The organism is Pseudomonas sp. Xaverov 259 (assembly GCF_019352915.1).
In the GTDB taxonomy this organism is placed as follows: Bacteria; Pseudomonadota; Gammaproteobacteria; order Pseudomonadales; family Pseudomonadaceae; genus Aquipseudomonas.
Genome location: NZ_JAAAFV010000072.1, coordinates 339,630 through 362,343 on the forward strand (window position 1 = coordinate 339,630; position 22,714 = coordinate 362,343).

Below are 22,714 nucleotides of genomic sequence, written 5' to 3' on the forward strand. Positions count from 1 at the left end.
TATTCGCGAGCAAGCCCGCTCCCACATTTTTGATTGTGTTTAGCCTGGGATGATCGCGTCTTCTTTGATAAATACGCTATAGCGCGCGCCTTCCATGGTCTCGAACGCAATCAACTTGTCCACCAACGGCAGGTTCAGCACCTTGCCGGCATTGAGCAGCAACATGCCGTTGTCGGCATTGAGGTTGCGCGCCAGTACCATGCCTTCGGCCAGCTCGCGGGTACCCAGCACTTTCACGCTGGGGTCGCCCAGCGTCACGTCATTGAGGTAGGTGGCGCACACCAGCACGAAGTCTTCGACCATAAGCGGGTCATACAGCCTGCCGGCGTACTTGCGGATATACAGCAGCGCTTCGTCGCTGTTCATCTGGCGCTCCAGGATCAGGCCTTTTTGCAGCTCGATAAAGTCCACCGCGAGTTTGAGCAGGCGTGAACCGGCGGGAATCGCTGCGCCCTTGAGATGGTCGGGAAACCCGCTGCCATCCCAGCGCTCCTGGTGATGGCGGATTAGCCGCGCGGCATCTTTCATCGGCTCCAGGGTCATCAACAGTGATTCACTTTGGGTGGCATAGGCGCGATAGCGTTCACGGTCGCTGCTGTGCAGCAGGTCCGAAGGCGAGGCCATCATGCTGTCGCTCCAGCTCAGCTTGCCGATGTTGTAAAGCGCGGCGGCCATGGTCAGGTCGCGGTTGCTCGCTTCATCGACGCCGTGGGCCACACACCAGGTGCGCACCAGTTCGATGATCTGCCGGTTGGTTTGTTTGGCGCGCGGCAGACGCAGGTTAGCCAGCAACGAGAACACTTCAGTGCCGGTGGCGTAGCTGTGCTTGAGCTCCTCGTAGGCAAGGTCAAGCATGTCGGCGGTTTGCTGCAGCTCGCTGGTGCGCGAGGCCACGCGCTTTTCCAGGCTGGCGTTGAGTTGCTTGAGTTCATCGTTCTGCTGCTGGATCAGTTGTTCCAGGCGCCCGCGTTCACGCTCGGAATGCTGGTGAGCCAAGGACTGGCGCAGGGCCAACAGCAATTCCTCATCGTTCCAGGGTTTGCTCAGGTAACGGTAGATCTGGCCTTCGTTGATGGCTTTGATGATCAGCGTCAGGTCGGTCTCGCCGGTCAGCAGGAGGCGCACGGTGTGTGGGTAGTGTTGGTGGATATGCGCCAGCAGCGAGGCGCCGTCCATGTCCGGCAGGCGTGCGGCGCTCATCACCAGGTCGATCGGTTGGCTGGCGAGAAGCGCCAGGGCATCGGCGGCGCAGGTGGCGCTGTGCAGTTCGAAGGGTTCCAGGCGCAGCAACTGCATGAGGCTGTGCAATACGTCCGTATGGGCGTCAATCAACAGCACTACGGGGCGGGCGGCATCGGTGAAAGTAACGGACTCTCCCATGGGACACCTCGGATCGTCGGTGTGCGGTCCTTATGGTCTGGGTCTGCCTTCCTGGCGTTTACCGAGTAGTTTAGTCGGTTTCTCGGAAAAGTGATGGCGTTACGATATCAATGCAAAAAAAGCCGCTCCAGAAACGGCAGCGGCCTTCGAGGTGAAACACAAACGCCTCACGCCTCGGCTTTTTTCGGGCTCGACCCAAACGAAGCGAAACGCTTGTTGAACCCGGCAATCCGGCCTTCGACCTGGGTCTTGCGCTGCTGGCCGGTGTAGATCGGGTGCGAGGCGCTGGAGACGTCCAGCGGGATATACGGGTAAGTGTTGCCGTCGCTGTGTGTGTGGGTGCGATCGCTGTCAGCGGTGGAGCCGATCAGGAAGAACACGTCGGCGGCGGTGTCGTGGAACAGCACGGTGCGATAGTCGGGATGGATACCAGCTTTCATAAGGCCTCCGGGGCGTCTGGGTGCAATTTAAGTGTTATACAGTAACACGAATCATGCACCCAAACGAGAACCGATTGCAATAAGAATAGGCCGGCTGCTTCTATGCCGCTTCCTGGAAGTCCATTTCCGGTGGTTGTTTCGAGAAACCGCGCGTGAGAAAGCCCAAATACACCAGGCCAATCGCCAACCACACCGCGCCCAGGTAAATCGCCAAGTGATCAAGGCTGACCATCAGCCACACGTCCGCCAACAGGCCGATGGTCGGGAAGACCAGGAACAGGATCAGCTCACGCACACCGCGCTCTTTGGCGCCGATCCAGTAATGAAAGATCACCGACAGGTTCACCAGGCTGAACGCCAGGAACGCACCGAAGTTGATGAATGAAGTAGAGGTGGTCACGTCGAGTTTCAACGCCAGCAAGGCCACCACCGCACACAACAGGATGCTGTTGACCGGCGTGCCGAAGCGCGCATGCAAGGTGCCGAAGAATGACTTGGGCAACACGCCGTCGCGGCCCATCGCAAACAACAGCCGCGAACCGCTGGCCTGGGCCGACAACCCTGAGGCGAACTGGCCGACGATCAGGCCGATCAGGAAGATCGACACAAACAGGTCACCGCCCACATTGCGGGCAATCTCGTAGGCCGCCGAATCCACATCGGCGAATTCGAACGACGGGTGGGCGATCTGCACAAAGTACGAGACACCGACGAAGATCAGGCCGCCGATCAAGGTGATCAACATGATCGCCCGTGGGATGGTGCGGCGTGGGTCGCGGGTTTCCTCGGTGAGGGTGCTGACCGCGTCAAAGCCCAGGAACGAATAGCAGGCGATGGCCGCGCCGCTCATGATCAGCGGCATATGCATCTGGCCGTTGAAGAATGGGGCAAGTGTCCACAATGGCTTGCTCGCGTCACCGCCGATGTAGTGGATGCACAACGCGACAAACGCGATCAGCACCAGAAATTGCACCAGCATCAGCAGCGCGTTGATACCGTTGGCGAGCTTCAGGCCGATGATGTTGATTGCTGTGGTGACACCAATAAAGGCCAGCACCCAAACCCACTGCGGCACTGCCGGGAATGCCGAATGCAGGTACGCAGCACCGATCAGCCAGATGGCCATGGGCAGGAACAGGTAGTCGAGCAACACCGCCCAACCGGCGATAAAACCCAGCTTGGGGCTGATGGCTTTGCGCACATAGCTGTAGGCGGAACCGGCCACGGGGAAAGCCTGGGCCATACGCCCATAACTCATGGCGGTAAAGAACATCGCCACCAGCGCTGCCAGGTAAGCGGCCGGGACCATACCGCCGGTGGATTGCGCGAGGATGCCGAAGGTGCCGAGCACAATGATCGGCGTCATATAGGCGATGCCAAACAGCACCACCGACCCTAACGACAGGGTGCGTTGCAAACGAGCCATGAGCGATTCTCCGCTGATTTATTAGATTTATGGCAGAACTGAAGTCGGTGAAGCAGGAGTCATTGTTCTTATTGATCGTTCCCACGCTCCGCGTGGGAATGCAGCCCAGGACGCTCTGCGTCGGCTCTTGAACGTCGTGACGCAGAGCGTCACCGCAGGCATTCCCACGCAGAGCGTGGGAACGATCATCAGTGCCGGGGGATCAGGAGTTCGCGCGTCCCATCGCTGCGCTCAATCACCTCGCCGGGCAATTTCAAGCGCTGGTCATCCAGGTAGCGGTAGTCCTTGCGAGCCGCCACCAATTGGTCGAGATCCAGCTCGACGGTGAATTGCCCTTCCTCACGCCCTGCCTCAAACAGCAAGGTGCCGATCGGGTCCACCAGGGCGCTGCCACCGGCGAACAACAGGTCGCCGTCGCCTTCTTCGACCCGGTTGACCATCAGCGCAAACGCCTGGTTTTCCTGGGCGCGGGCCATGATCGCGGTGCGGTGCGTGGGGCCGTAAGGGTCCATGTTGCCGTTGGTGACGATCAGCAGTTCGGCGCCCAACTGCGCCAGGGCGCGGGCGGTTTCCGGGAACTCGATGTCGTAGCAAATCAGCAGGCCGACGCGCACGCCGTTCCACAGGCACGTGGCGTAACGATCACCGGCGGTGAACACGCCGCGATCCGAAGCCCACAGGTGAGTCTTGCGATAACGCAGGGCGATGCCATCGGGCGTGATCAGCAAGGTGGTGTTATAGAATTGGCCACCGTCGTGCTCGGCCATGCCGATGACCACGGCGATATTGCGCGCACTGGCGGCCTGGATAACCGCTTGTACGGTGGGGCCGTCTACCGGCTCGGCAATAGCGGCGACGGTCTCGGCCGACGGGAAACCCATCAGGTGAGTTTCCGGGAAGACGATCAGTTGCGTGTCGGCAGCGCACGCAGCAATGGCCGCCAAGGCGCGCTCAAGGTTGTAAGCTGTACCGTTATCGCGGCCTGCCAATTGGGCAAATTCGACCTTCATGGGTATTCCTTGTTCTTTATCTGTGCCGCAGTATGCGCAGCCAACACCGGCCAGGGAATTACGCGGCCGAGGTAACCCGATAGGGGTAGATTGATGAGCATGACGCTGCAAGACATCGCCTGGCACCGTTCGGTGGGGCAAATGATAGACGCCCTGGACCAGCCGAATTTCTGGACCCAGCTTGTGCGGCTGTTGGACCAATACGTGCCGTCCGACAGTTGGGTCGCCTTGTTGTTCAGCAGTGAGCACCGCCCGCTGGTGTTCGCCGAATGCCCAGGCGCCGACGGCACGCCGGACCATCTGTTCCAGGACTACCTCAACGGCCTGTACCTGCTCGACCCGTTCTACATCGCCAGCCGCGAACACGCGCACACCGGCCTGTTGCGCCTGGCGGAAGTGGCGCCGGAGCATTTCGAGCTGACCGAGTACTACCAGCGCTACTTTCGCCTGAACGTGGTGGCCGATGAAATCCAGTTCAATTGCCACCTGCCGGACCGGCGCACCCTGTGCCTGTCGCTGGGTTCGAAACAGCGTTTTGACCCACAGCAAATTGCCCTGCTGTCACTGATCCAGCCGTGGGTGTTGAGCCTGCTGCGCCAGCGTCTGCCCCATGAACTGAACCAGGTGAGCGCGCCGCAACCGCCGATTCAAAAGGATGACTGGGGCGCACAACTCACCGCCCGCGAGCTGGATGTAGGCCGTTTGATGCTCAGCGGTTGCTCCAGCAAGGAAATCGCCCGTAAGCTGGAAATCTCTGTTGAAACCGTGAAAGTCCATAAGAAACACATGTACAGCAAGCTAGGGATCAAATCCCAGTCGGAGCTGTTCTCGATCTTTCTTCAGGCGCAAAACGCCTAGCCGATGAGTCCGAACCCAAGGAAACCCGTATGAGCCTGTCGTTATTAAGCCGTTACGCCTTCTTTGCCGTGTGCGTTATTTTCACCCTCGCCAGCCTGCCTTTTATCGAACATGAGTGGCTGTGGCCCATCACCCTGGTCACCGGCGTCCTCAGCCTGATCGGCCTTTTCGACCTGCTGCAAAGCCCTCATGCGGTGCGCCGCAACTACCCGATCCTGGGCAATATCCGTTACCTGGTGGAAGCCATCCGCCCGGAGATTCGCCAATACCTGCTCGAATCCGACAGCGACGCCCTGCCCTTCTCCCGGGCTCAGCGCTCGTTGGTCTACTCGCGCGCCAAGAACGAAACCGCCGACAAACCCTTCGGCACCCTGATCGACGTGTACCAGTCGGGCTTCGAGTTCATCGGCCATTCCATGCGCCCCGCGCCGCTCAGCGATCCCAGCGCCTTTCGCGTGATGGTCGGCGGCCCGCAGTGCACACAGCCCTACTCGGCCTCGGTATTCAACATCTCGGCCATGAGCTTCGGTTCGTTGAGCGCCAATGCGATTCGTGCCCTCAACCAAGGCGCCAAGCTCGGCAATTTTGCCCATGACACCGGCGAAGGCAGCATCAGTCCTTACCACCGCGAAAACGGCGGCGACCTCACCTGGGAACTGGGCAGCGGTTACTTCGGCTGCCGCACCAGCGACGGCCGCTTCGACCCGGAACGTTTTGCCGTGCAGGCGCAGAACCCGCAAGTGCGCATGATCGAAATCAAGATGAGCCAGGGTGCCAAACCCGGCCATGGCGGCATCCTGCCCAAACACAAAGTCACCCAGGAAATTGCTGAGACGCGCGGCATCATGATGGGCGAGGACTGCATCTCGCCGTCGCGCCACAGCGCGTTTTCCACGCCCATCGAGATGATGCAGTTCATCGCGCAACTGCGTGAACTGTCCGGCGGCAAACCGGTGGGTTTCAAGTTCTGCCTGGGCCACCCGTGGGAGTTCATGGGCATCGCCAAGGCCATGCTCGAAACCGGCATCCTCCCGGACTTTATCGTGGTCGACGGCAAGGAAGGCGGCACCGGCGCCGCGCCGGTGGAGTTCACCGACCATATCGGCGTGCCGTTGCGTGAAGGCCTGCTGTTTGTGCACAACACCCTGGTGGGCCTGAACCTGCGCGACAAGATCAAGCTGGGCGCCAGCGGCAAAATCGTCAGCGCTTTCGATATCGCCAGCGTGCTGGCTATCGGCGCCGACTGGGCCAACTCGGCACGCGGCTTTATGTTTGCCATCGGCTGCATCCAATCGCAAAGCTGCCACACCAACAAATGCCCAACGGGCGTAGCCACCCAAGACCCGCTGCGCCAGCGTGCGCTGGTGGTGCCCGACAAAGCCCAGCGCGTGTTCAACTTCCACCGCAACACGCTGCACGCCTTGGCGGAAATGCTCGCCGCCGCCGGCCTGGATCATCCGTCGCAACTGTCGGCCAAGCATTTGGTGCGGCGCATGTCGGCGACCGAAATCAAACTGTTCTCGCAGCTGCATGTGTTCCTCAAGCCTGGCGAGTTGCTCACCGGCGAGGTGAACGGCGAGTTCTATTCGCGCATGTGGCAGATGGCGCGGGCGGACAGTTTTGAGCCGCATGAAGTGGCCGCTGCGTAAGGGATGCCGGCCATGTTGAAAGTCATCGCTGAAGATTTTATCCAACCTGAACACTTGGACACCGTGCGCCCTTGGTACACCGAACTGGTGGAGAAAAACCGCCTGGAACCGCTGTGCATCGCCTACGATCTGTTTATCGATCAAAAAGACCCAGGGCACTTCATCTTTATCGAGCTGTGGCCCGACCAGGCGGCGCTGGACGCGCATTGCCAGACCGAACACTTCACCCGGCTGGTGCCGAAAATCAACGAGTACCAGGCCAAACCCTGCCGTGTCTTGTTGATGGATGCATTCTGAAAACACTTACTCCCTGCTGAACCGGACCACCGACGGCATCGTTGAAACAAGGAGCTTCACATGCCGTTACTCGACTTCAGCACCATTGCCGCGCAACTGCCCGACAGCTGGAAATCCACGCGACTGGGCCAGGTCGGCCCGGCGCGGATCAAGGTGTTGCGTATGGATGAGCAGGCTTATGAAGAGGAAACCCATGACTACAATGAGGGGTTGTTGGTAATCGACGGTCAATTGCGCCTGAGCGTCGGTGATCAGGCGGTCTGGGTGAATGCCGGACAGATGTACCTTGTGGAAGCAGGGGTTGCACATGCCGTAGCTGCTGGGAGCCATGGCACGTTGGTGATAGTCGATACGTAGGTAAACCGGCATCGCTAAAGCGCTTGGTAAAGACGCAGCTCAAGGTCCCCCGCCGGCAAATAGTCGATCGCCAGCCTCTTGCCACGGTAAGGGTGATGTACGTCCAGGCTTGGATTGCCGGTCACCCACCACACTCTGCGAGCGCTGTTAGGCGCACCGTCAGGGTCGACCAGGAAGTGCTCATCCCAAGTATCTAACATAAGAGTGGATGCTCCATACCCATTTGGCCGACTCAGCTTTTCTCTGCCAAACGATTCATCCAACAGATACAAGCCTTTATCGGAACCATTATAAAAAGCTGCGCTAAAATAAAAAAAACCTCCTCCCACCACAACCATATCGGTCTTTTGCCGATGATCACGAATGTAATTAAACACCTGTTCCATACGTACTGCTTGACCGCTTTTTACATAGCCCACTTCACTGTCTTGGTTGTAAATAGCATTTAACCCAATCAGTTCCAAACCTATAACGCAAAAAAACAATAGTGCGGAAACTGCCGCATGCGTGCGTCCGAGACCCACTATCGCACCCGTCAGTAGCAAAGGCAGCCCAGCAGCGGAAAAAGCCACATACCGCTCCAGATAAGCTGGCATCAACAATGAAAGGCAAAACAGCACGAGCATAGGCACAAAAGAAAAAAACGTCAGCAGAATGGAGAGCCGATACTTGGTCCTGTCCTGAAAGACTACCCATCCAGTCGCCACCATCATTGCTATGGGCACCAACCAGTATCCTACCCGCAAAGCCCCTTGTGGGGATAGCAACGTAAAAAACCGCCACACAGTGTCCGGTAAAGTATAAAAGTTGCCTACTGCCAACCACGCCACGCTGCCGACCTCTTCTATTTTCGCGTAGTGCCTTATTAAATCAAACAGACTAAATAGCCAAGGTACATAAGCAATAGCTACCAGCGCATTACACATCCACCACACAGTGCTTGTAACGTGTGGTGCCTTCACTGAGGGATGCACGCGTAGCACAATCAAGTACAGCCAATGTACCAAAGCAGCAAGCACCGCGTAATAGTGTGTGTAAAGTGCGGCCGTCATACATAAGGCATACAAAAGGCAATAACGATATTGCGCTGACTTTCTCATCCAATAGATCAATGCAAGTGTCGCGCCCATCAGAAACATAGCTTCCACTGCATACATTCGGGCTTCCTGGCTCAATCGAACCGACATCGGTAACAGCGCCAGAAACAGCCCGAACACCAATGATGCTCGAGAACCGAAGACGCTGCGCGCCATCAGCACTCCCAAGGGGACCGTCAACGTACCGGCGATGGCACTCAGACTCCGGATCGATAAGGGTGTTTTTCCAAACACCTCCATCCAATAGTGAAGCAGCAGGTAATAGAGAGGTGGGTGAACATCTCTTCCGGTGTGAAACCAGATAGCTTCAGGTGACAACGCGCTTATCCAGACACTAAAGGCTTCGTCGTACCAGACATAAGCATCCGTGATTGCGTAAAACCGAATACCGGCCGCGAGCACAGTGATCAACAGAAATATCGCAAAATGCCTTGTACCCTCTGGCTTAAGCTGAGTCATCGTCCGCTCCCTGACGCGCGCGCCGGGCGGTCATACTGGATAACATCCTTCACCACATACCTGGGCCGATGCTTAGCCTCCATGTATATCCGCCCCACATACTCCCCCAATATCCCAATCCCAATCAGCTGCACCCCACCCAAAAACAAAATCGCCGTCATCAGCGACGGATACCCCGGCACGTCATTGCCAAACAACACTTTGTCGACGATCAAAAAACCCGCATACACCAACGCCACCAGCGAAATACACCCGCCGATATAACTCCACAGCCGCAGCGGCAAGGTGCTGAACGAGGTGATGCCGTCCAGTGCCAGGTTCCAGAGTTTCCAGGCGTTGAACTTGCTCTGGCCCGTGGCGCGTGGGGCGCGGTCGTATTCGACGATGACCACGGTAAAGCCGGCCCAGGACAACACGCCTTTCATGAACAGTTGCTGCTCGGGCAGGGCCTTGATCACGTCGACTACCTTGCGGTCCATCAGCCGGAAGTCACCGACGTTTTCCTCGATGTGGGTGTAGGCGATGCGGTTGAGCAGGTGGTAGAACAGTGATGCGCTGTGGCGCTTGAGATAACCGTCACTGGCGCGGTTACGACGTTTGGCCAACACCACATCGGCGCCGTTTTGCCATTGGTCGAGCAGTTGCGGGATAACCTCAATCGGGTCTTGCAGGTCCACGTCCATGGGGATCACCGCGTCACCCGTGGCGTACTCCAACCCGGCGAACAAGGCAGCTTCCTTGCCGAAGTTGCGCGAGAAGTTGATCAACATCACGTCGCTGTCGATCATGGCGAGCGCGTGGACCTGTTCGGCAGTGCCGTCGGTGCTGCCGTCGTTGATAAACACAATCTCGACCGTATGGTTGCGCAACAAAGGCTCCTGCCGAGCCGCGCGGTAAAACCCATCCACGGCCTGCTCCTCGTTGTACAGCGGCACCACCAGCGAGATCCTCATTGCTCTCGCTCGCGAAACACCACCCAGCGCGACAGTAAAAACCCGCACACCAGGCTGACCAGCGAAAACACCAGCACGGTGACAATGCCCGGCATGCTCCAGCGATCAGCCAGCCCGCCCACCAGCAGGCTCAAGCCGCCCATGCACAGCATGAACAGCCCATAACGCGGCAGCGAGGGTGGTATGGAAAAGGTGTAAAGCGCATTCATGTAAAAGGACAGCGATGCCGCCGCTGCGAAGGCGAGAAAATTACTCGCCGCCTGGCTCATCTCAAATGCAACCCTGAACACAAAAAACAGCTGCCAATGGATCACCGTATTGGCGATACCAATGACCGTGTAGCTGGAGAATCCCTTCCATACTCGGCGCATAAAGTTGTCCTGTGGCGGCTGGCCCAGCAAGCCATGGCGCGCCTATTGCGTCTACTGTCAAAGTTGACAGGTAGCCCGCCCACCGCGTGGAGACATTCAGTAATACCCAGCCTTTGCAATTGCTTACAAATACCGCCAACCTGCGCCCGCCCGACGTGCGGCGTGTGACAACACGCGCATTCGCCTGTCATGACTTAAACCCCCTGTTCAAGAGCCCGCTGCCATGCTGAACGGACGCGACCCGCGCATCGATTTTTTTCGGGGCCTGGCGTTGATCTTTATCTTCTGGGATCACGTCCCCCACAACCCACTCGGCCAGATCACCCTGCGTAATTTCGGTTTCAGCGACGCCGCTGAAGTGTTTGTATTCCTTGCCGGGTATGCCTCAGTGCTGGCCTACAGCAAGGTCTTGCAACGCGAAGGCTACTGGATGGCCTGCCTGAAGATCCTGCGGCGCACCTGGGTGCTTTACGTGGTGCATATCTTCTTGCTGGCGATGCTGATGGGCATCGTGTTCTTCGCCAACAGCCATGTGGAAACCCGCGACCTGGTGCAGGAAATGGGCCTGACGCACTTTGTCACACAACCACAGCAAGCCTTGGTGGATGAACTGCTGCTGCGCTTCAAGCCTAACCTGATGGACCCGTTGCCCTTGTACATCGTGCTGCTGGCCGGCCTACCACTGGTGTTGCCGTTGCTCTTGCGCAAAACCTGGTGGGTGGTCGCGGTATCGATGGCGGTGTACCTGCTGGCGCCACACCTGGGTTGGAACCTGGCAGCGATTGCCGACGGGGTGTGGTACTTCAACCCGGTGACCTGGCAGTTCCTGTTCGTGCTGGGCGGCGCGACGGCGATTCATGGGCAACAACCCCGCGCGCAGGACAATCGGCCACTGCTGCGGCAGCCGTTGTTCATGATGGCGGCGACCTACGCATTGATGGCCGGCGTGATCACGATCGGCTGGCGCTGGCCCGACGTGCATGACGCATGGATGCCGTCCGCGCTCAGTGAACTGTTGTACCCCATCAGCAAGACCGACCTGTCACCGGTGCGTCTGCTGCATTTTTTGGCCTTGGCCTATGTCACCGCCAAACTGTTGCCGGGGCGTGCCTGGACGCAAAACTGGCTGGCACAGCAGACCTGCCGAATGGGCCGCTTTTCGCTGGAAGTATTCTGCCTTGGCGTGTTGTTGGCGCCATTGGCGGACATGGTCAACGCCATGGCCGGTGATGCCTTTGCCATGCAGATTTTTACCGCGCTCGTGGGCGTTGGCTTGATGGCGATGTTGGGCGCCTGGCTGGAGTTCAACAAACGACTGGACCAATCGACACGCATGGCCGCCGTCTGAAAACAAAAAGCCCCGATCAAGGGGCTTTTTGTTGTGCGCCAGGCCGTCAGGCTACGGAGCGTGCCGCAGCATTGGTCGGCTGCAACTTGAACACGTAATACAACACCGTCAGCAGTACCAGGAACACCGGCCCTACATACAATGCCACGCGCGTATCCGGGAAGTACGCCATCAGGCCCACCACCAGCACCAGGAACGCCAGCGCCAGGTAGGAACTGACCGGGTACAGCCACATGCGGTACTTGAGGCCCGCCGCTTCGGCCGGGCTCAGGCCTTTGCGGAACTTGAGCTGGGCCAGCAGGATCATCAGCCAGGTCCAGATCGCGCCGAAAGTGGCGATGGAGGTCACCCACACAAACACTTGGTCTGGCACCAGGTAGTTGAGCAGCACGCCCAACAGCAAGGCAAAGATCGACAACAGCAGCGCCTTGCGCGGTACACCATTGCTGGAGGTGGTGCCGAAAGTCGCCGGCGCCTGGCCGTTCTGCGCCAGGCTGTAGAGCATGCGCCCGGTGCTGAAGATACCGCCGTTGCAGGACGACAGCGCGGCGGTGATCACCACGAAATTGATGATGCCGGCGGCGGTCTTGATGCCCAGGCGTTCAAAGGTCATCACGAACGGGCTGCCTTGAGTGCCGATCTCGTTCCATGGGTAGATCGACAGGATCACGAACAGTGCGCCGACGTAGAACAGCAGGATGCGCCAGAATACCGAGCCAATGGCGCTCGGAATGGTCTTCTGCGGGTTCTTCGCTTCACCGGCGGTCAGGCCGATCATCTCCACGCCCAGGTAGGCGAACATCACCATCTGCAAGGACATCAACACGCCTTGCACGCCGTTGGGCATGAAGCCGCCGTGGGCCCACAGGTTGGAAATACCCAAGGCCACACCGTCGTTACCGAAGCCAAACGCAATGATGCCGACCCCGCCGATCACCATGGCAATAATCGTGACGATCTTGATCAGCGCAAACCAGAATTCGAACTCACCAAAGGCCTTGACGGCGATCAGGTTGATCGTGCCCATGCTGATCAGCGCCGCCAGGGCCCAGATCCAGCGCGGCGTGTCGGGAAACCAGACGCCCATGTACACCGCCACGGCAGTGATTTCCGCCACGCAGGTCACCAGCCACAGGAACCAATAATTCCACCCCGTGAGAAAGCCCGCCAACGGGCCGAGGTAATCCTGGGCATAACGGCTGAACGAGCCGGCCACCGGGTTATGCACGGCCATCTCACCGAGGGCGCGCATGATCACCAGAATAGCCAGGCCACCGATGATGTACGAGAGCATGATTGCCGGGCCGGCCATTTCGATGGCCTTGGCCGAGCCAAGAAACAGGCCGACACCGATGCAGGCGCCGAGCGCCATCAAGCGGATATGCCGTTCACCGAGTTCGCGTTTGAGCGGGCCGCCTTGAGCGGTCTCGCCATGGGGCAGTGGGTTGCCGACTGGCATAAGGGTACAACCTCATCTTGTTATTGGATTGCCCGTCGAGATTCCAGGGTGCAGGCCGGTAAGCCTGCGCCCTTGTCGAAACCGGACCGCCTCATGGGCGGGCCCTTCTTGCCGGGCAAGATCAGCGGGGCGTGCAGTATAAAAACCTCGACACAGGGCCTTTCACTATAAAACACACCAATTTCAGCGGTATTTCGCGGGAAAAAGCCGGTTTATGGAGGGGCATTACCTGATCCCGCGTGAAAGGCCACGGGGCGAAACGGCGGCGAGTATTGCACAGCCAAGGTGCGTCGTCATGCCCCTACCATCGCCCAATGGTCACTGTGAGGGGCTCTATCTCAAGGCTTTCACGCCATAGCGATACAAACCATGGAAAAAGGCGAAAGGTCCCGGTGAAGACTGCGCCCACAACCGGCACGCTCTGTCATCACCTTCAACGAGACTTCATGGATGACTGAATTGACCACCGCGCATGAGCAGCCGACTCCATCCCAGCGCCAGAACGGCGATCGGCAAATGCTGAGCACCTTAATCGCACACCTCAAGACCCAACCCTACGCCCCCGCAGACCCACTCCCGGTGCCGGCCCACTGCGCCCTCGGCTGCTGGCTCGGGCTCTATCGCCAAGCGCTCGGCCACCCCTCTTTCGTGGCCTGGGCCGGGCAGCGGCGTTTCAACCCGATGGAAGTGAACGTGCGCAACGGCACTCTGTATGCCAACGATGCCACCTTCACCTGTGAGGATGCCAGCGGCTGGCAGCAGCTCGCGCGGCCCATCCGGGCCATCGCCCAGATCATCGACCCTGAGGCCATCGGCCTGGCCTATCCTGCCGCGAACCTGTCACTGAGCGCCCGCCAGGTGCTGCGGTTCCACGGCTACCCCCAACCGACTACGCTTGCCGAGCGCGGCGTGCTGATTGACGCACTGAGCAGGACCGAACCTGCGCTCGCGGACGCGTTCGAGCGACTGAATCAGGATCTGCACGCGGTAGCCAATGCACTGCGCGCACAGATCTTCGAAGACGACCTGGACGAACGCACATTCAACCTGTTGAGTGTGTATCGCTGCCGTTTCCCGCTGACTGGCGGCTCGTTCTGGGCCGAGACCATGAAGATCGCCGCAACATTACTCGGAGAGATCACTGAGCATCCGCAGTTTCTGGCCTTGACTCGCCCCCATGCACTGACCCCCGGTCTGTACGAATTTGACCACCAGCAACACTCGATCACAGGCGCCGGCCCCTGGGGTCAACGGGTAGTCATCAGCCATGAGCAGCTGTCGCAGCTGCCCCTGGGCGATCGCCTTGAACGCTTGCAAGCCTGCGCTGCGGCCATGAACCTGTTCGTCCATCAGGACGGCCAGTTCAGCCTCGCACAGTTGCTCAGCTTGCACGACCTGCCGTTGCCGGATAATCGCGAGGCGGCCTGGGAACTGATGGAACAACTGCGGCACAGCGAACCGGTGCCGGTGCCGCCCGTGAGTGATCTGGCGCATTCCGACGTCGCCTTGCGGCAGCATCGACAACGCCTCGAAACCACCCGGCTTGCTAACCCTCAGTTGGGCAATTACTGGGAAGCCCTGGGTATGCCACTACCGGGGGCACTGACCCTTTCAACCGAACAACGCGCCAAGGTGATCCAACTCAGCGCTGCGTTCGTCCCACAACCCAGCCTCGGTTTGTTCAACCTGCTGGCTGCCGATCTGCCGCCAGGGCCACCGGATGAACAACTGCAACAACTGCTTGCCGCTCCCCGTGCGCAGAAGCTGGCCGACTCATTGCTCGGCGCCGTAGGCTGGTTTGGCCACGCCCCCGGTGAAGCGACCAGCAACGCCAGTCGAGACGCATTGGTCCTTGCCGCGCTGATCCTCAATCTCGACCCACAGGCCGCACAAGCGCGATACACCCTCGCCGGCCTGAACCTGAACCACAGCGATTACCATGGGCATCGTTATGCAGAGCTGCGCCGCTCACTTGAGCTGCACCTGATTGATGCCGCTGTTGCTACGTCTCAAACCACAGCGTTAGCCGCACACCTGTTGCTGGCCGGTGTCGCACCGGAGTTTTTGGTGCAAGGCATCCCTGACTCGCTGTACTTCATGACGTCCCACGCCTGGATGCTGTTCAAACAAGGCGTGATGCTGGCAGAAGCGCTCGCCTGTGGCTCAACACGACAGTTGGCGTTCAACGACATCATCGCCCTTGCCACCCAGGAGCCGGCGACGGACCAGGAACGTTTGTGGCGCGAGCATTACGCCACCGCCACGCTGATCGACTGGGCAACCGTCCACGGCGAACTGCAACCTGCGCAGACCTATCGAGCCGATGAAATCGACGCCGTCAAAGAACGCCTGAAAGCCCGTATTAAGACCTTGCACGAAGCGGCCGAATCCATGCGCAGCAAGCTCATCACACGCCGCAGCCTGGCGTTGATGGACCTTAAGCGCGTCTTCCCCACCCACCGCGGGCTGAAGAAAAAATGCCTGCAAGAAGGGCAAGGCCCCTCTCGGCTCCCCTCCTACAGACCGACCACGGGCGTAAAGCTTCAGTCATTGGTGGATCTGCATATGGGTGGCCACCTGCAACCCATTGACGATATATGGCGCTCAACCGAGCCCGAACTCGACCTCACCCTGCTGAAAAAAAACTTTGGCCAGTTGCGCGATGTCAACGCGCTGTTCAGCGACGCCGCAGGTGCTTACACCCAACGACTCAAAGAGGCCTATATCCGAGCGATCAGTTACCTGCTGTCGCAGCTACCCCTGGCCGACCGCAAGCGCTTACACGAGGGGGCGGTACAACTGCTTGTGGTGAGGCAAGCCGCCAGCAAGCCACAGATCGATGAAGGTCCCGGAGAGAAAATGGCCCGTACCGGCCGGTTCGGCTTCATCCTGCGTTGTACGGCAGGCAACAGCTTCCATGACTACGAACTGTTTCCCCTGCTCAATCAAGTGCGACAAAACACCCGCCTTCCCGCCACCCTGGAACTGGGAGGCCGCCCACTCAAAGTCACCACCGGCCCCCCCCACAGCGCACGACCGATTGCGTATTTGCATGAGGGCAGTCGCCTGGCCATTGATGAGGACGCCTACTTCAAAGGCCACCCACCCACACCTGGCAGGTATTGCACCGTTATCGTGGATCGACTCTGGCATTTCGCGGGGCTCCCGGCCACGGCCCGTCCGCTGGTGTTCGACTCGCCAAGAAACCTCACGTTGGCGAGCACAATCGTCAAGCACCACTTTTTCATCGATATCGATATTTGGGTGGCCCAGGCCAAAGGCTTGACTACCCTTGAGGAGCGAAAAAAAAACAGCGAGCAGTTGTTAGAGGCGCTGCTGGGCCTCATACCCTTCTGGACCTGCGGCCACGACCTCGCGTCAGGGGAAATCAAGCGTGTGCTCGATGGCACCCTCGCCTGTTTCTTCGACATGCTTGGCTTGATCATGCCGACCAAAGGTTTTATTACCAGCGGCTGGAGCCGCCTGATCAAACCCGCACCAACCTATTTGAAACTGCTGCAATTGACCAAACTCAGTGCCACCTTTTTCAATGAGTTGCTCAACCCACTGGAGGCGGTGCCATCGTTGGTGCGCCTGACGGCCCATGGCCTGGCCAGGTTAAACCACTCAGGCCAGCGGGCACTGGCGGGCGCACTGCGTCAGGCCCAGCAACGTCTGGCCCATGGGACGACGATGGATTACGCCCGGCTGATCAATCGCGCCGATGTCAGGCCTGGCATTCTGATGCACCCTGAGGGGCTGACGCCTCTGTTGGCGATCAGGCGCGCCAACGCCTGGCATGCCTTTGACCCCTTCAGTGCAAGGCCGTACGGTCCTGCGCTGGAAGGCTTGCAACTGGACACCACGATGGCCGTTACCCCGGTCAGCTTCGCCGACGGCTACAAGGCGCTCGTTGTCGAACCCTTTTTCAACACAACGCCCTTGCTTATCCAACGCGCCGACGCGACCGACGTGTTGGACCAAGACCGCGTCTGGCGTTTGTCCCATAAACAACCCAGCCACCTGGACGAACTCATCTCTGCGGCCCCTACCAAGCTCACCGACCACTTCGACACAGTCTGCCCCGTCGACAGAGCAAAGCGCAGCCCGGGGGTGCCCCTCATCTGTTTCAGCAAAAGGCTGTACGCCTTTAAGGATTCGATTCATAAACGCCGAGTCCAGGCGCTCGACCATATTCGCATCCAGCCGGCGCCGATGATCGATGGCAACAAACGCCAGTTGGTCTATTACCGAAGCGTGCATGATGTCACCCCGCACTACGACAGCTTCGAGCTGACCCCTCACCCGCAACGCTCAGCATTGATCTACCAACCGCAGGTCAGCGGCAGGCGCATAGACAACGAGCCGCAGTTCGGCTTGCCCGAAGACGACCTGGACAACCTGCTCACCCGTAAAACCCAAGTGGTGGAAATCGACGGGCTGGTGAACCTCATCAATGACCGCAGAACCCTCCGGGCGCTGGAGATCACCCTTCCCAACACGACAACGCCTTACTGGGTGGCCGAGCCCGATGTGGGTGCTTTTTACCGGGCAAACGCAACGCCCAGCGGCGCCGACACCTTGCAATTTCACCATTTGAATTTCAGCCAGGGCGGGGACGATACAGCCCTGATCAGGGCCTATTGCGACAGCAAAATGCAGTTTTTACGCGCTGGCGGGATGATTCCCGATCAACCACTGGTGACACTGCCAACCCTGGAGGTCCTGTACCAACAGTTGAGCAAGCGCGGTTTTTTGCCTGCCGAAATCGAGAAAATCCGCCAGAAGGCCAGCACCCTGAGTGTCATGAAACAGCGCGAGTTGCTGCTCAATGCCTCGGATCAGGGGCGGCGCCTGGACATCAGTGTCGCCTCGCGCCCGGTCCAATTGGATATCTGGCCGCCAAACCCCGGCCTGGGCACCCAGCACAATCAGTACCTCGCCGAGCAAGCCAACGCCAGTACCCAGGCGATGCTGAAGAGAACCGGCCTGAGATCCAATAACGTCGTCGGAGCGACCCCGGATGAAATCCTGCGACTGCAAGAAGCCGAACCCGTTGTGATATGGGAGTACAGCAAGGTCGGTCACCCGAACTACACCGAGGTCATTCTCAAGACCGGTGCCGGCAATTGTGACCAGATGGCCCATGTGGCGTGTGAAATGATCCGAACCAATGGCGGTGTCGCTCATGTGTGGAACTGCCGAGGCCATACCTTTGTGGTGGTGGGTACGGTCCCTGCGGGCTTGACCCAGACCCTGGATTTCCAGGGCGCCGACTGGGCGAACCTGCATATCTGCGACCCCTGGGCGTCCATTACGTGTGCGGCGCAGGACTATATGCGGCAACTGAAGATAAAAATGACCGTCTGGTACCTGGAGGACAAGATAGTGTTTTTCCATGATGGCGTGGTCCGTCGCTGGGCACCGGCCAATGACCCGATCTGGCTGAACATACTGGAGAGCAGCATGAAATATCCGCTGCCATAAACACATTTTTCCCCGACCGACCCGAGGCCAACCCCGCTGTAGACTGGCCGCGTTTTGCCAATGCCGCGCGGTCACCAGTGGCCAAGGTGCTGCACCTGCCGGGCCGGAGTGCCGGCGGCAGCACCCTGGCCACGCAACTCGAAAAATACCGCCACTCTCCCGATGGCCTGACCGTGTCGGGCACGGGCGTAATTAATTACCGGAGTCAGCAGAGACAGAAGTCGTTTAATTGCCTTGTCATTCAACAACCGAACTGAATAGGCAACATCATGGACATTACCCAATCCGTTATCTCTGAAATAGTCACTGCCGTCGTGGCAGCGCTTGACACCACGCCCTCCGTCGAGAACCCCATAACCCCATGCGTTAATCCACCTCGGACACCTGATCGACCTGAAAATGCGTGGGTTCCCCCCACCTATCGAAAACATATTTTCTGGCTGGATAAACGCGACGACGAAGATCGTCTCGTCGTTGTTATCCATGGGGGGATACTCATGGACAATGACTGTGCCGTCTACATGGTAATGCCCGGAGTGGGCGGAGAGCTTCATAGGACCGACGCAGGCTACTACCAGATCGAGCGCCTCCATTCACACTCCGATCTAATGAGTCCGACCCTGACCTGCAGTTCCCTTCCCCGCAGAAGGCATCCACTGTACCTGAGCAATAACGTTCTGAACTACTCCAGTGGCAATCCGATAGTCATCCACGCACACGAAGACATTGATGTCTCATACGAGGTAGAGGAGAAAAGGGCCGAAGCAACCACCGGATGAGCCCTCACAATACACATCCGCTGAATAAGAAGGGGCGCATGGGCCTCACCTGAGCCTGGGCGGGCCACAGCGCCATGATGTTACGCAGGCGTTACTGGCACGGGGCCTGGCTTGCAACAAACCTCATGGCACCGGCAATCAGCGTCTACGCTTCAGACAAGTCCGATCAATCTGCAAGCAGGGATCAATCGACTATGGGCGCTCTGTGGCAAACCAGTCCCGTCAAGGCTGAACTCGACAACGACAGCCCGCCCCCAGCACCTTTGCCCAAAAAAACCAGGCCCTGGCGGCGCCTGTTTTGGCTGATCCTGTTAATGGCCTTGATCGCGCTGGGCTTTGCCGCCAACCGGGAGATCCACACTGCCCGCTGGCAGGCTCGCGAGTTCAGCCAGTGGGCCGCCAAATTGACCTACAGCCTGGCTCCAGGCGCCAGCGATGCGATGGTGTATCCCGGCGCCGGGCCGTTCGACCAGCGCCTGGGCTACAGCGCCCTCGGCGAATTCCTGCCTCGCCTGCTCAAGCGCAACTACCTGATCCAGTCCCAGGTGCGCTTTTCCGAGGCACTGATGGATTACAGCCGACATGGCCTGTTCATTCCCTACGCCGAGAAAATCCAGGCCGGGCTGACCATCACCGATTGCCGCGCTGCACCGCTGTATCAGTTCAACTACCCTACCCAGTTGTATGCGCGCTTCGATGACATCCCGTCGCTGATGGTCAACAGCCTGCTATTCATTGAAAACCGCGAGTTGCTCGCCGCTGACCCCGCACAGGCCAACCCGGCGGTGGATTGGCCGCGCTTTGCCAAGGCCGCGTGGTCACAGCTCGCCCGTCAATTGCACTTACCGGGGCAAACGGCGGGCGGCAGCACCCTGGCGACCCAACTGGAAAAGTACCGCCATTCGCCCGACGGCCTGACCCTGTCGGGCAGCGAAAAAATCCGCCAGATGCTCTCGGCCAGCGTGCGGGCTTACCAAAATGGCCCGGACACCCTTCCCGCCCGACAAAACGTGGTGCGCGATTACCTCAACAGCGTGCCTTTGTCCGCCGTGCCTGGGCACGGCGAAGTCCATGGCATGGCCGAAGGTTTGCGGGTGTGGTACGGCGCCGACTTCGCCCAGGTCAATCGAGCCCTGCTCGACACCGCATCGACGCCAGCCAGCCTCGCCGCGCGTGGCCTCGCGTTGCGCCAGGTATTGTCGCTGATGATCGCCCAGCGCCGCCCTTCCCATTACCTGGCCAAGGGACGCGACGAACTGGCACGACTCACCGACAGCCACCTGCGCCTGCTCGCGCAGAACGCCGTCATCGACCCAAAACTGCTCCATGCCGCGCTGGCGGCGCCAGTCACCTACCGCGACTGGCAGCAACAGCCGACCGTCCAGCCCATCGACACCAACAAAGGTATCAGCGTCGCCCGCAGCCGCCTCGCCGCGCTGCTCAACCGACCGCTGTACGACCTTGACCGCCTGGATCTTTCCGCCACCAGCACCTTGCACGGCGAGCTGCAAACCCAGGTCACCGATTACCTCAAGCAACTGGCCGACCCGACCTTCGCCGGTAAAACGGGCCTGCTCGGCGAACGCCTGCTGACGCCCGCCAGCACATCCCAGGTGCGTTACAGTTTCACCCTGTTCGAGCTGACACCGGACGGCTCACGTGTACGTGTACAAACCGACAACACCGACCAACCCTTCGATATCAACGAAGGCAGCAAACTCGAGCTAGGTTCCACGGCCAAGCTGCGAGTGCTCACCACCTATCTGCAAATCGTCACCGAGCTGCACGACAAGTACGCCGCACAAGCGCCCGCCGCACTGAAGAAAGTCGACATCGCCGAACAGGATCGTATCAGCCGCTGGGCCGTCGACTACCTGCTCCAGACACCGGATAAATCCTTGGCCAACATGCTCGACGCCGCCCTCAACCGCACTTATTCGGCCAGCCCCAACGAAGGTTTTTTCACCGGTGGCGGCCTGCATCACTTCCACAATTTCCGTAACGAAGACAACGGTCGCAACCCGACCTTGCGCGATGCATTGCGTGAGTCGATCAACCTGCCGTTCATTCGCCTGATGCGTGACCTCGTACGTTTCAGCACCTATTCGGGCGCCAGCAACAGCGCCGAATTGCTCAAGGACGACAGTGACCCGCGCCGCCAGGAATACCTGGCCGACTTCGCCGACCGCGAGGGTACGACGTTCCTGCGCAAGTTCTGGAAGAAGTACCAGAAGAAAGACACCCAGGCCCGCCTCGACACCTTTCTCGACGGCCTGCGCCCCACGCCGATCCGCCTGGCCGCCGTGCACCGTTACTTGTTACCCAACGCCAGCCAGGACAGCTTCGACCTGTTCGTGCGCGCCCACCTGAACGGCATCAAAACCGGTGAGAAACTCACCGACGAGCGCCTGCAAAATCTCTACAAAGCTTACGGCCCCGGTACCTATGACCTGCCCGACCAGGGCTATATCGCCAAGGTGCACCCACTGGACCTATGGCTGGTGGGATACCTGCTTAACCATCCCGAGGCAACCTTCAGTGAGGTGGTCAAGGCCAGCCAGTTCGAGCGCCAGGAAGTCTACAGCTGGCTGTTCAAGAGCCGCCATCAGAGCGCCCGTGACAGTCGCATCCGCACCATGCTCGAGGTCCAAGCCTTCCTCGATATTCATCAGCGCTGGCAAGCGGTGGGCTATCCATTCGACCATCTGGTGCCCTCCCTGGCCACGGCCATCGGCAGCTCCGGCGATCGCCCGGCGGCGCTCGCGGAATTGATGGGGATCATCCTCAACGATGGCGTGCGTGCGCGGGTGGTGCGCATCGACAGCCTGCACTTTGCCGCTGATACACCCTATGAAACCCAAGTGATCAACGACCCCGCCGAAGGCAAACGGGTGATGCCGCTCGAAGTGGCGCGAGCACTGCGCGGGGCCTTGTCCCAAGTAGTGGATGCCGGTACGGCAAAACGTGTGGCCGGCAGTTTCAAACTGGACGACGGCACGCCGCTGGCCATGGGCGGCAAGACCGGCACAGGTGACAACCGTATCGAAGCCATCGGCGCCGGCGGCCGGGTGCTCAGTTCCAAGGCGATCAACCGCACCGCCACCTTTGTGTTCTATATCGGCGATCGACACTTCGGCACGCTCACCGCCTTCGTCCCGGGCAGCTCGGCACAAAATTTCAAGTTCACCTCGGCGCTGCCCGTGCAGGTGCTCAAAGGCATGGCGCCCATTCTGCTGCCGTACCTGAAGCCAGGCAGCCACACGCTGTGCCTGCCCGTGGCTAATCAGCACTAAAGGGCAAAAGGCCGCGTAATAATGCAATGGTTATGTATGGCCGCCCCTTTA

The 22,714-nt window shown here is 59.4% G+C and carries 17 protein-coding genes; 8 read left to right on the plus strand and 9 right to left on the minus strand.

What is annotated here, in order from left to right:
- Nucleotides 1-39: 39 nt before the first annotated feature.
- The 4 genes from K0H48_RS30285 to K0H48_RS30300 form a co-directional block, all read right to left on the minus strand.
- A complete protein-coding gene (locus K0H48_RS30285) occupies nucleotides 40-1,380 on the minus strand; it encodes an HD domain-containing phosphohydrolase (RefSeq protein WP_219337831.1) in 1,341 nt (446 codons plus the stop codon).
- Nucleotides 1,381-1,547: 167 nt separating this feature from the next.
- Nucleotides 1,548-1,820, minus strand: a complete 273-nt coding sequence (locus K0H48_RS30290; protein WP_058421518.1) for a type B 50S ribosomal protein L31 — start codon at nucleotides 1,818-1,820, stop codon at nucleotides 1,548-1,550.
- 100 nt (nucleotides 1,821-1,920) lie between these two features.
- The gene (locus K0H48_RS30295; protein ID WP_219337832.1) at nucleotides 1,921-3,246 is read right to left on the minus strand and encodes an APC family permease; all 1,326 of its coding nucleotides are present in this window, start codon (nucleotides 3,244-3,246) and stop codon (nucleotides 1,921-1,923) included.
- Between the two features lie 188 nt (nucleotides 3,247-3,434).
- Nucleotides 3,435-4,256: a carbon-nitrogen hydrolase family protein gene (locus K0H48_RS30300; protein WP_219337833.1), complete on the minus strand. Its 822-nt coding sequence runs from the start codon at nucleotides 4,254-4,256 to the stop codon at nucleotides 3,435-3,437.
- Between the two features lie 93 nt (nucleotides 4,257-4,349).
- Here K0H48_RS30300 and K0H48_RS30305 point away from each other — a divergent pair, with 93 nt between their 5' ends.
- The 4 genes from K0H48_RS30305 to K0H48_RS30320 are packed head-to-tail and all read left to right on the plus strand — an operon-like array spanning nucleotide 4,350 to nucleotide 7,417.
- Nucleotides 4,350-5,114 (plus strand): LuxR C-terminal-related transcriptional regulator, encoded by a 765-nt coding sequence (locus K0H48_RS30305; protein WP_219337834.1) that lies wholly within the window; start codon nucleotides 4,350-4,352, stop codon nucleotides 5,112-5,114.
- A 29-nt stretch (nucleotides 5,115-5,143) separates the two neighbouring features.
- Nucleotides 5,144-6,763, plus strand: coding sequence for an FMN-binding glutamate synthase family protein (locus K0H48_RS30310; RefSeq protein ID WP_138816652.1), 1,620 nt, complete (start codon nucleotides 5,144-5,146; stop codon nucleotides 6,761-6,763).
- A 12-nt stretch (nucleotides 6,764-6,775) separates the two neighbouring features.
- A complete protein-coding gene (locus K0H48_RS30315; RefSeq protein WP_219337835.1) occupies nucleotides 6,776-7,060 on the plus strand; it encodes a putative quinol monooxygenase in 285 nt (94 codons plus the stop codon).
- 60 nt (nucleotides 7,061-7,120) lie between these two features.
- A complete protein-coding gene (locus tag K0H48_RS30320) occupies nucleotides 7,121-7,417 on the plus strand; it encodes a cupin domain-containing protein (protein ID WP_219337836.1) in 297 nt (98 codons plus the stop codon).
- A gap of 14 nt (nucleotides 7,418-7,431) precedes the next feature.
- Here the strand turns inward: K0H48_RS30320 and K0H48_RS30325 are convergent, their stop codons facing one another.
- From K0H48_RS30325 to K0H48_RS30335, 3 genes are read right to left on the minus strand one after another with little or no spacing between them, the layout of a single operon-like run.
- On the minus strand, nucleotides 7,432-8,973 hold the full coding sequence (locus K0H48_RS30325; protein ID WP_219337837.1) for a glycosyltransferase family 39 protein: 1,542 nt from the start codon (nucleotides 8,971-8,973) through the stop codon (nucleotides 7,432-7,434).
- Entirely contained in the window at nucleotides 8,970-9,926 is a 957-nt protein-coding gene (locus K0H48_RS30330) for a glycosyltransferase family 2 protein (RefSeq protein ID WP_219337838.1), read from the minus strand. The genes K0H48_RS30325 and K0H48_RS30330 overlap by 4 nt, the downstream gene beginning before the upstream one ends.
- The gene (locus K0H48_RS30335; RefSeq protein ID WP_219337839.1) at nucleotides 9,923-10,297 is read right to left on the minus strand and encodes a GtrA family protein; all 375 of its coding nucleotides are present in this window, start codon (nucleotides 10,295-10,297) and stop codon (nucleotides 9,923-9,925) included. Before K0H48_RS30335 ends, K0H48_RS30330 begins: the two co-directional genes overlap by 4 nt.
- A 223-nt stretch (nucleotides 10,298-10,520) precedes the next feature.
- On the opposite strand from K0H48_RS30335, the gene K0H48_RS30340 reads away from it, so the two are divergent.
- Nucleotides 10,521-11,645, plus strand: coding sequence for an OpgC family protein (locus K0H48_RS30340; RefSeq protein WP_219337840.1), 1,125 nt, complete (start codon nucleotides 10,521-10,523; stop codon nucleotides 11,643-11,645).
- A 46-nt stretch (nucleotides 11,646-11,691) separates the two neighbouring features.
- Here the strand turns inward: K0H48_RS30340 and K0H48_RS30345 are convergent, their stop codons facing one another.
- On the minus strand, nucleotides 11,692-13,104 hold the full coding sequence (locus K0H48_RS30345; RefSeq protein WP_138816665.1) for an amino acid permease: 1,413 nt from the start codon (nucleotides 13,102-13,104) through the stop codon (nucleotides 11,692-11,694).
- Nucleotides 13,105-13,554: 450 nt separating this feature from the next.
- Between K0H48_RS30345 and K0H48_RS30350 the strand changes: the two genes are divergently transcribed.
- The gene (locus tag K0H48_RS30350) at nucleotides 13,555-18,591 is read left to right on the plus strand and encodes a hypothetical protein (RefSeq protein WP_219337841.1); all 5,037 of its coding nucleotides are present in this window, start codon (nucleotides 13,555-13,557) and stop codon (nucleotides 18,589-18,591) included.
- Nucleotides 18,592-18,662: 71 nt separating this feature from the next.
- On the opposite strand, the gene K0H48_RS31005 is transcribed toward K0H48_RS30350, so the two are convergent.
- A complete protein-coding gene (locus tag K0H48_RS31005) occupies nucleotides 18,663-19,076 on the minus strand; it encodes a hypothetical protein (RefSeq protein ID WP_307877387.1) in 414 nt (137 codons plus the stop codon).
- Between K0H48_RS31005 and K0H48_RS31195 the strand changes: the two genes are divergently transcribed.
- The gene (locus K0H48_RS31195; RefSeq protein WP_368862226.1) at nucleotides 19,032-19,370 is read left to right on the plus strand and encodes a hypothetical protein; all 339 of its coding nucleotides are present in this window, start codon (nucleotides 19,032-19,034) and stop codon (nucleotides 19,368-19,370) included. The two genes, K0H48_RS31005 and K0H48_RS31195, sit on opposite strands and share 45 nt — an antisense overlap.
- Before the next feature lie 194 nt (nucleotides 19,371-19,564).
- Entirely contained in the window at nucleotides 19,565-22,663 is a 3,099-nt protein-coding gene (locus K0H48_RS30365) for a transglycosylase domain-containing protein (RefSeq protein ID WP_219337843.1), read from the plus strand.
- The last annotated feature ends 51 nt before the right edge of the window (nucleotides 22,664-22,714 follow it).

Bases quoted from the DNA above. Each gene is read 5' to 3' on its own strand.
- K0H48_RS30285 (WP_219337831.1), bottom strand. From the start codon at position 1,380: ATGGGAGAGTCCGTTACTTTCACCGATGCCGCCCGCCCCGTAGTGCTG.
- K0H48_RS30290 (WP_058421518.1), bottom strand. From the start codon at position 1,820: ATGAAAGCTGGTATCCATCCCGACTATCGCACCGTGCTGTTCCACGAC.
- K0H48_RS30295 (WP_219337832.1), bottom strand. From the start codon at position 3,246: ATGGCTCGTTTGCAACGCACCCTGTCGTTAGGGTCGGTGGTGCTGTTT.
- K0H48_RS30300 (WP_219337833.1), bottom strand. From the start codon at position 4,256: ATGAAGGTCGAATTTGCCCAATTGGCAGGCCGCGATAACGGTACAGCT.
- K0H48_RS30305 (WP_219337834.1), top strand. From the start codon at position 4,350: ATGAGCATGACGCTGCAAGACATCGCCTGGCACCGTTCGGTGGGGCAA.
- K0H48_RS30310 (WP_138816652.1), top strand. From the start codon at position 5,144: ATGAGCCTGTCGTTATTAAGCCGTTACGCCTTCTTTGCCGTGTGCGTT.
- K0H48_RS30315 (WP_219337835.1), top strand. From the start codon at position 6,776: ATGTTGAAAGTCATCGCTGAAGATTTTATCCAACCTGAACACTTGGAC.
- K0H48_RS30320 (WP_219337836.1), top strand. From the start codon at position 7,121: ATGCCGTTACTCGACTTCAGCACCATTGCCGCGCAACTGCCCGACAGC.
- K0H48_RS30325 (WP_219337837.1), bottom strand. From the start codon at position 8,973: ATGACTCAGCTTAAGCCAGAGGGTACAAGGCATTTTGCGATATTTCTG.
- K0H48_RS30330 (WP_219337838.1), bottom strand. From the start codon at position 9,926: ATGAGGATCTCGCTGGTGGTGCCGCTGTACAACGAGGAGCAGGCCGTG.
- K0H48_RS30335 (WP_219337839.1), bottom strand. From the start codon at position 10,297: ATGCGCCGAGTATGGAAGGGATTCTCCAGCTACACGGTCATTGGTATC.
- K0H48_RS30340 (WP_219337840.1), top strand. From the start codon at position 10,521: ATGCTGAACGGACGCGACCCGCGCATCGATTTTTTTCGGGGCCTGGCG.
- K0H48_RS30345 (WP_138816665.1), bottom strand. From the start codon at position 13,104: ATGCCAGTCGGCAACCCACTGCCCCATGGCGAGACCGCTCAAGGCGGC.
- K0H48_RS30350 (WP_219337841.1), top strand. From the start codon at position 13,555: ATGACTGAATTGACCACCGCGCATGAGCAGCCGACTCCATCCCAGCGC.
- K0H48_RS31005 (WP_307877387.1), bottom strand. From the start codon at position 19,076: ATGGATAACAACGACGAGACGATCTTCGTCGTCGCGTTTATCCAGCCA.
- K0H48_RS30365 (WP_219337843.1), top strand. From the start codon at position 19,565: ATGGGCGCTCTGTGGCAAACCAGTCCCGTCAAGGCTGAACTCGACAAC.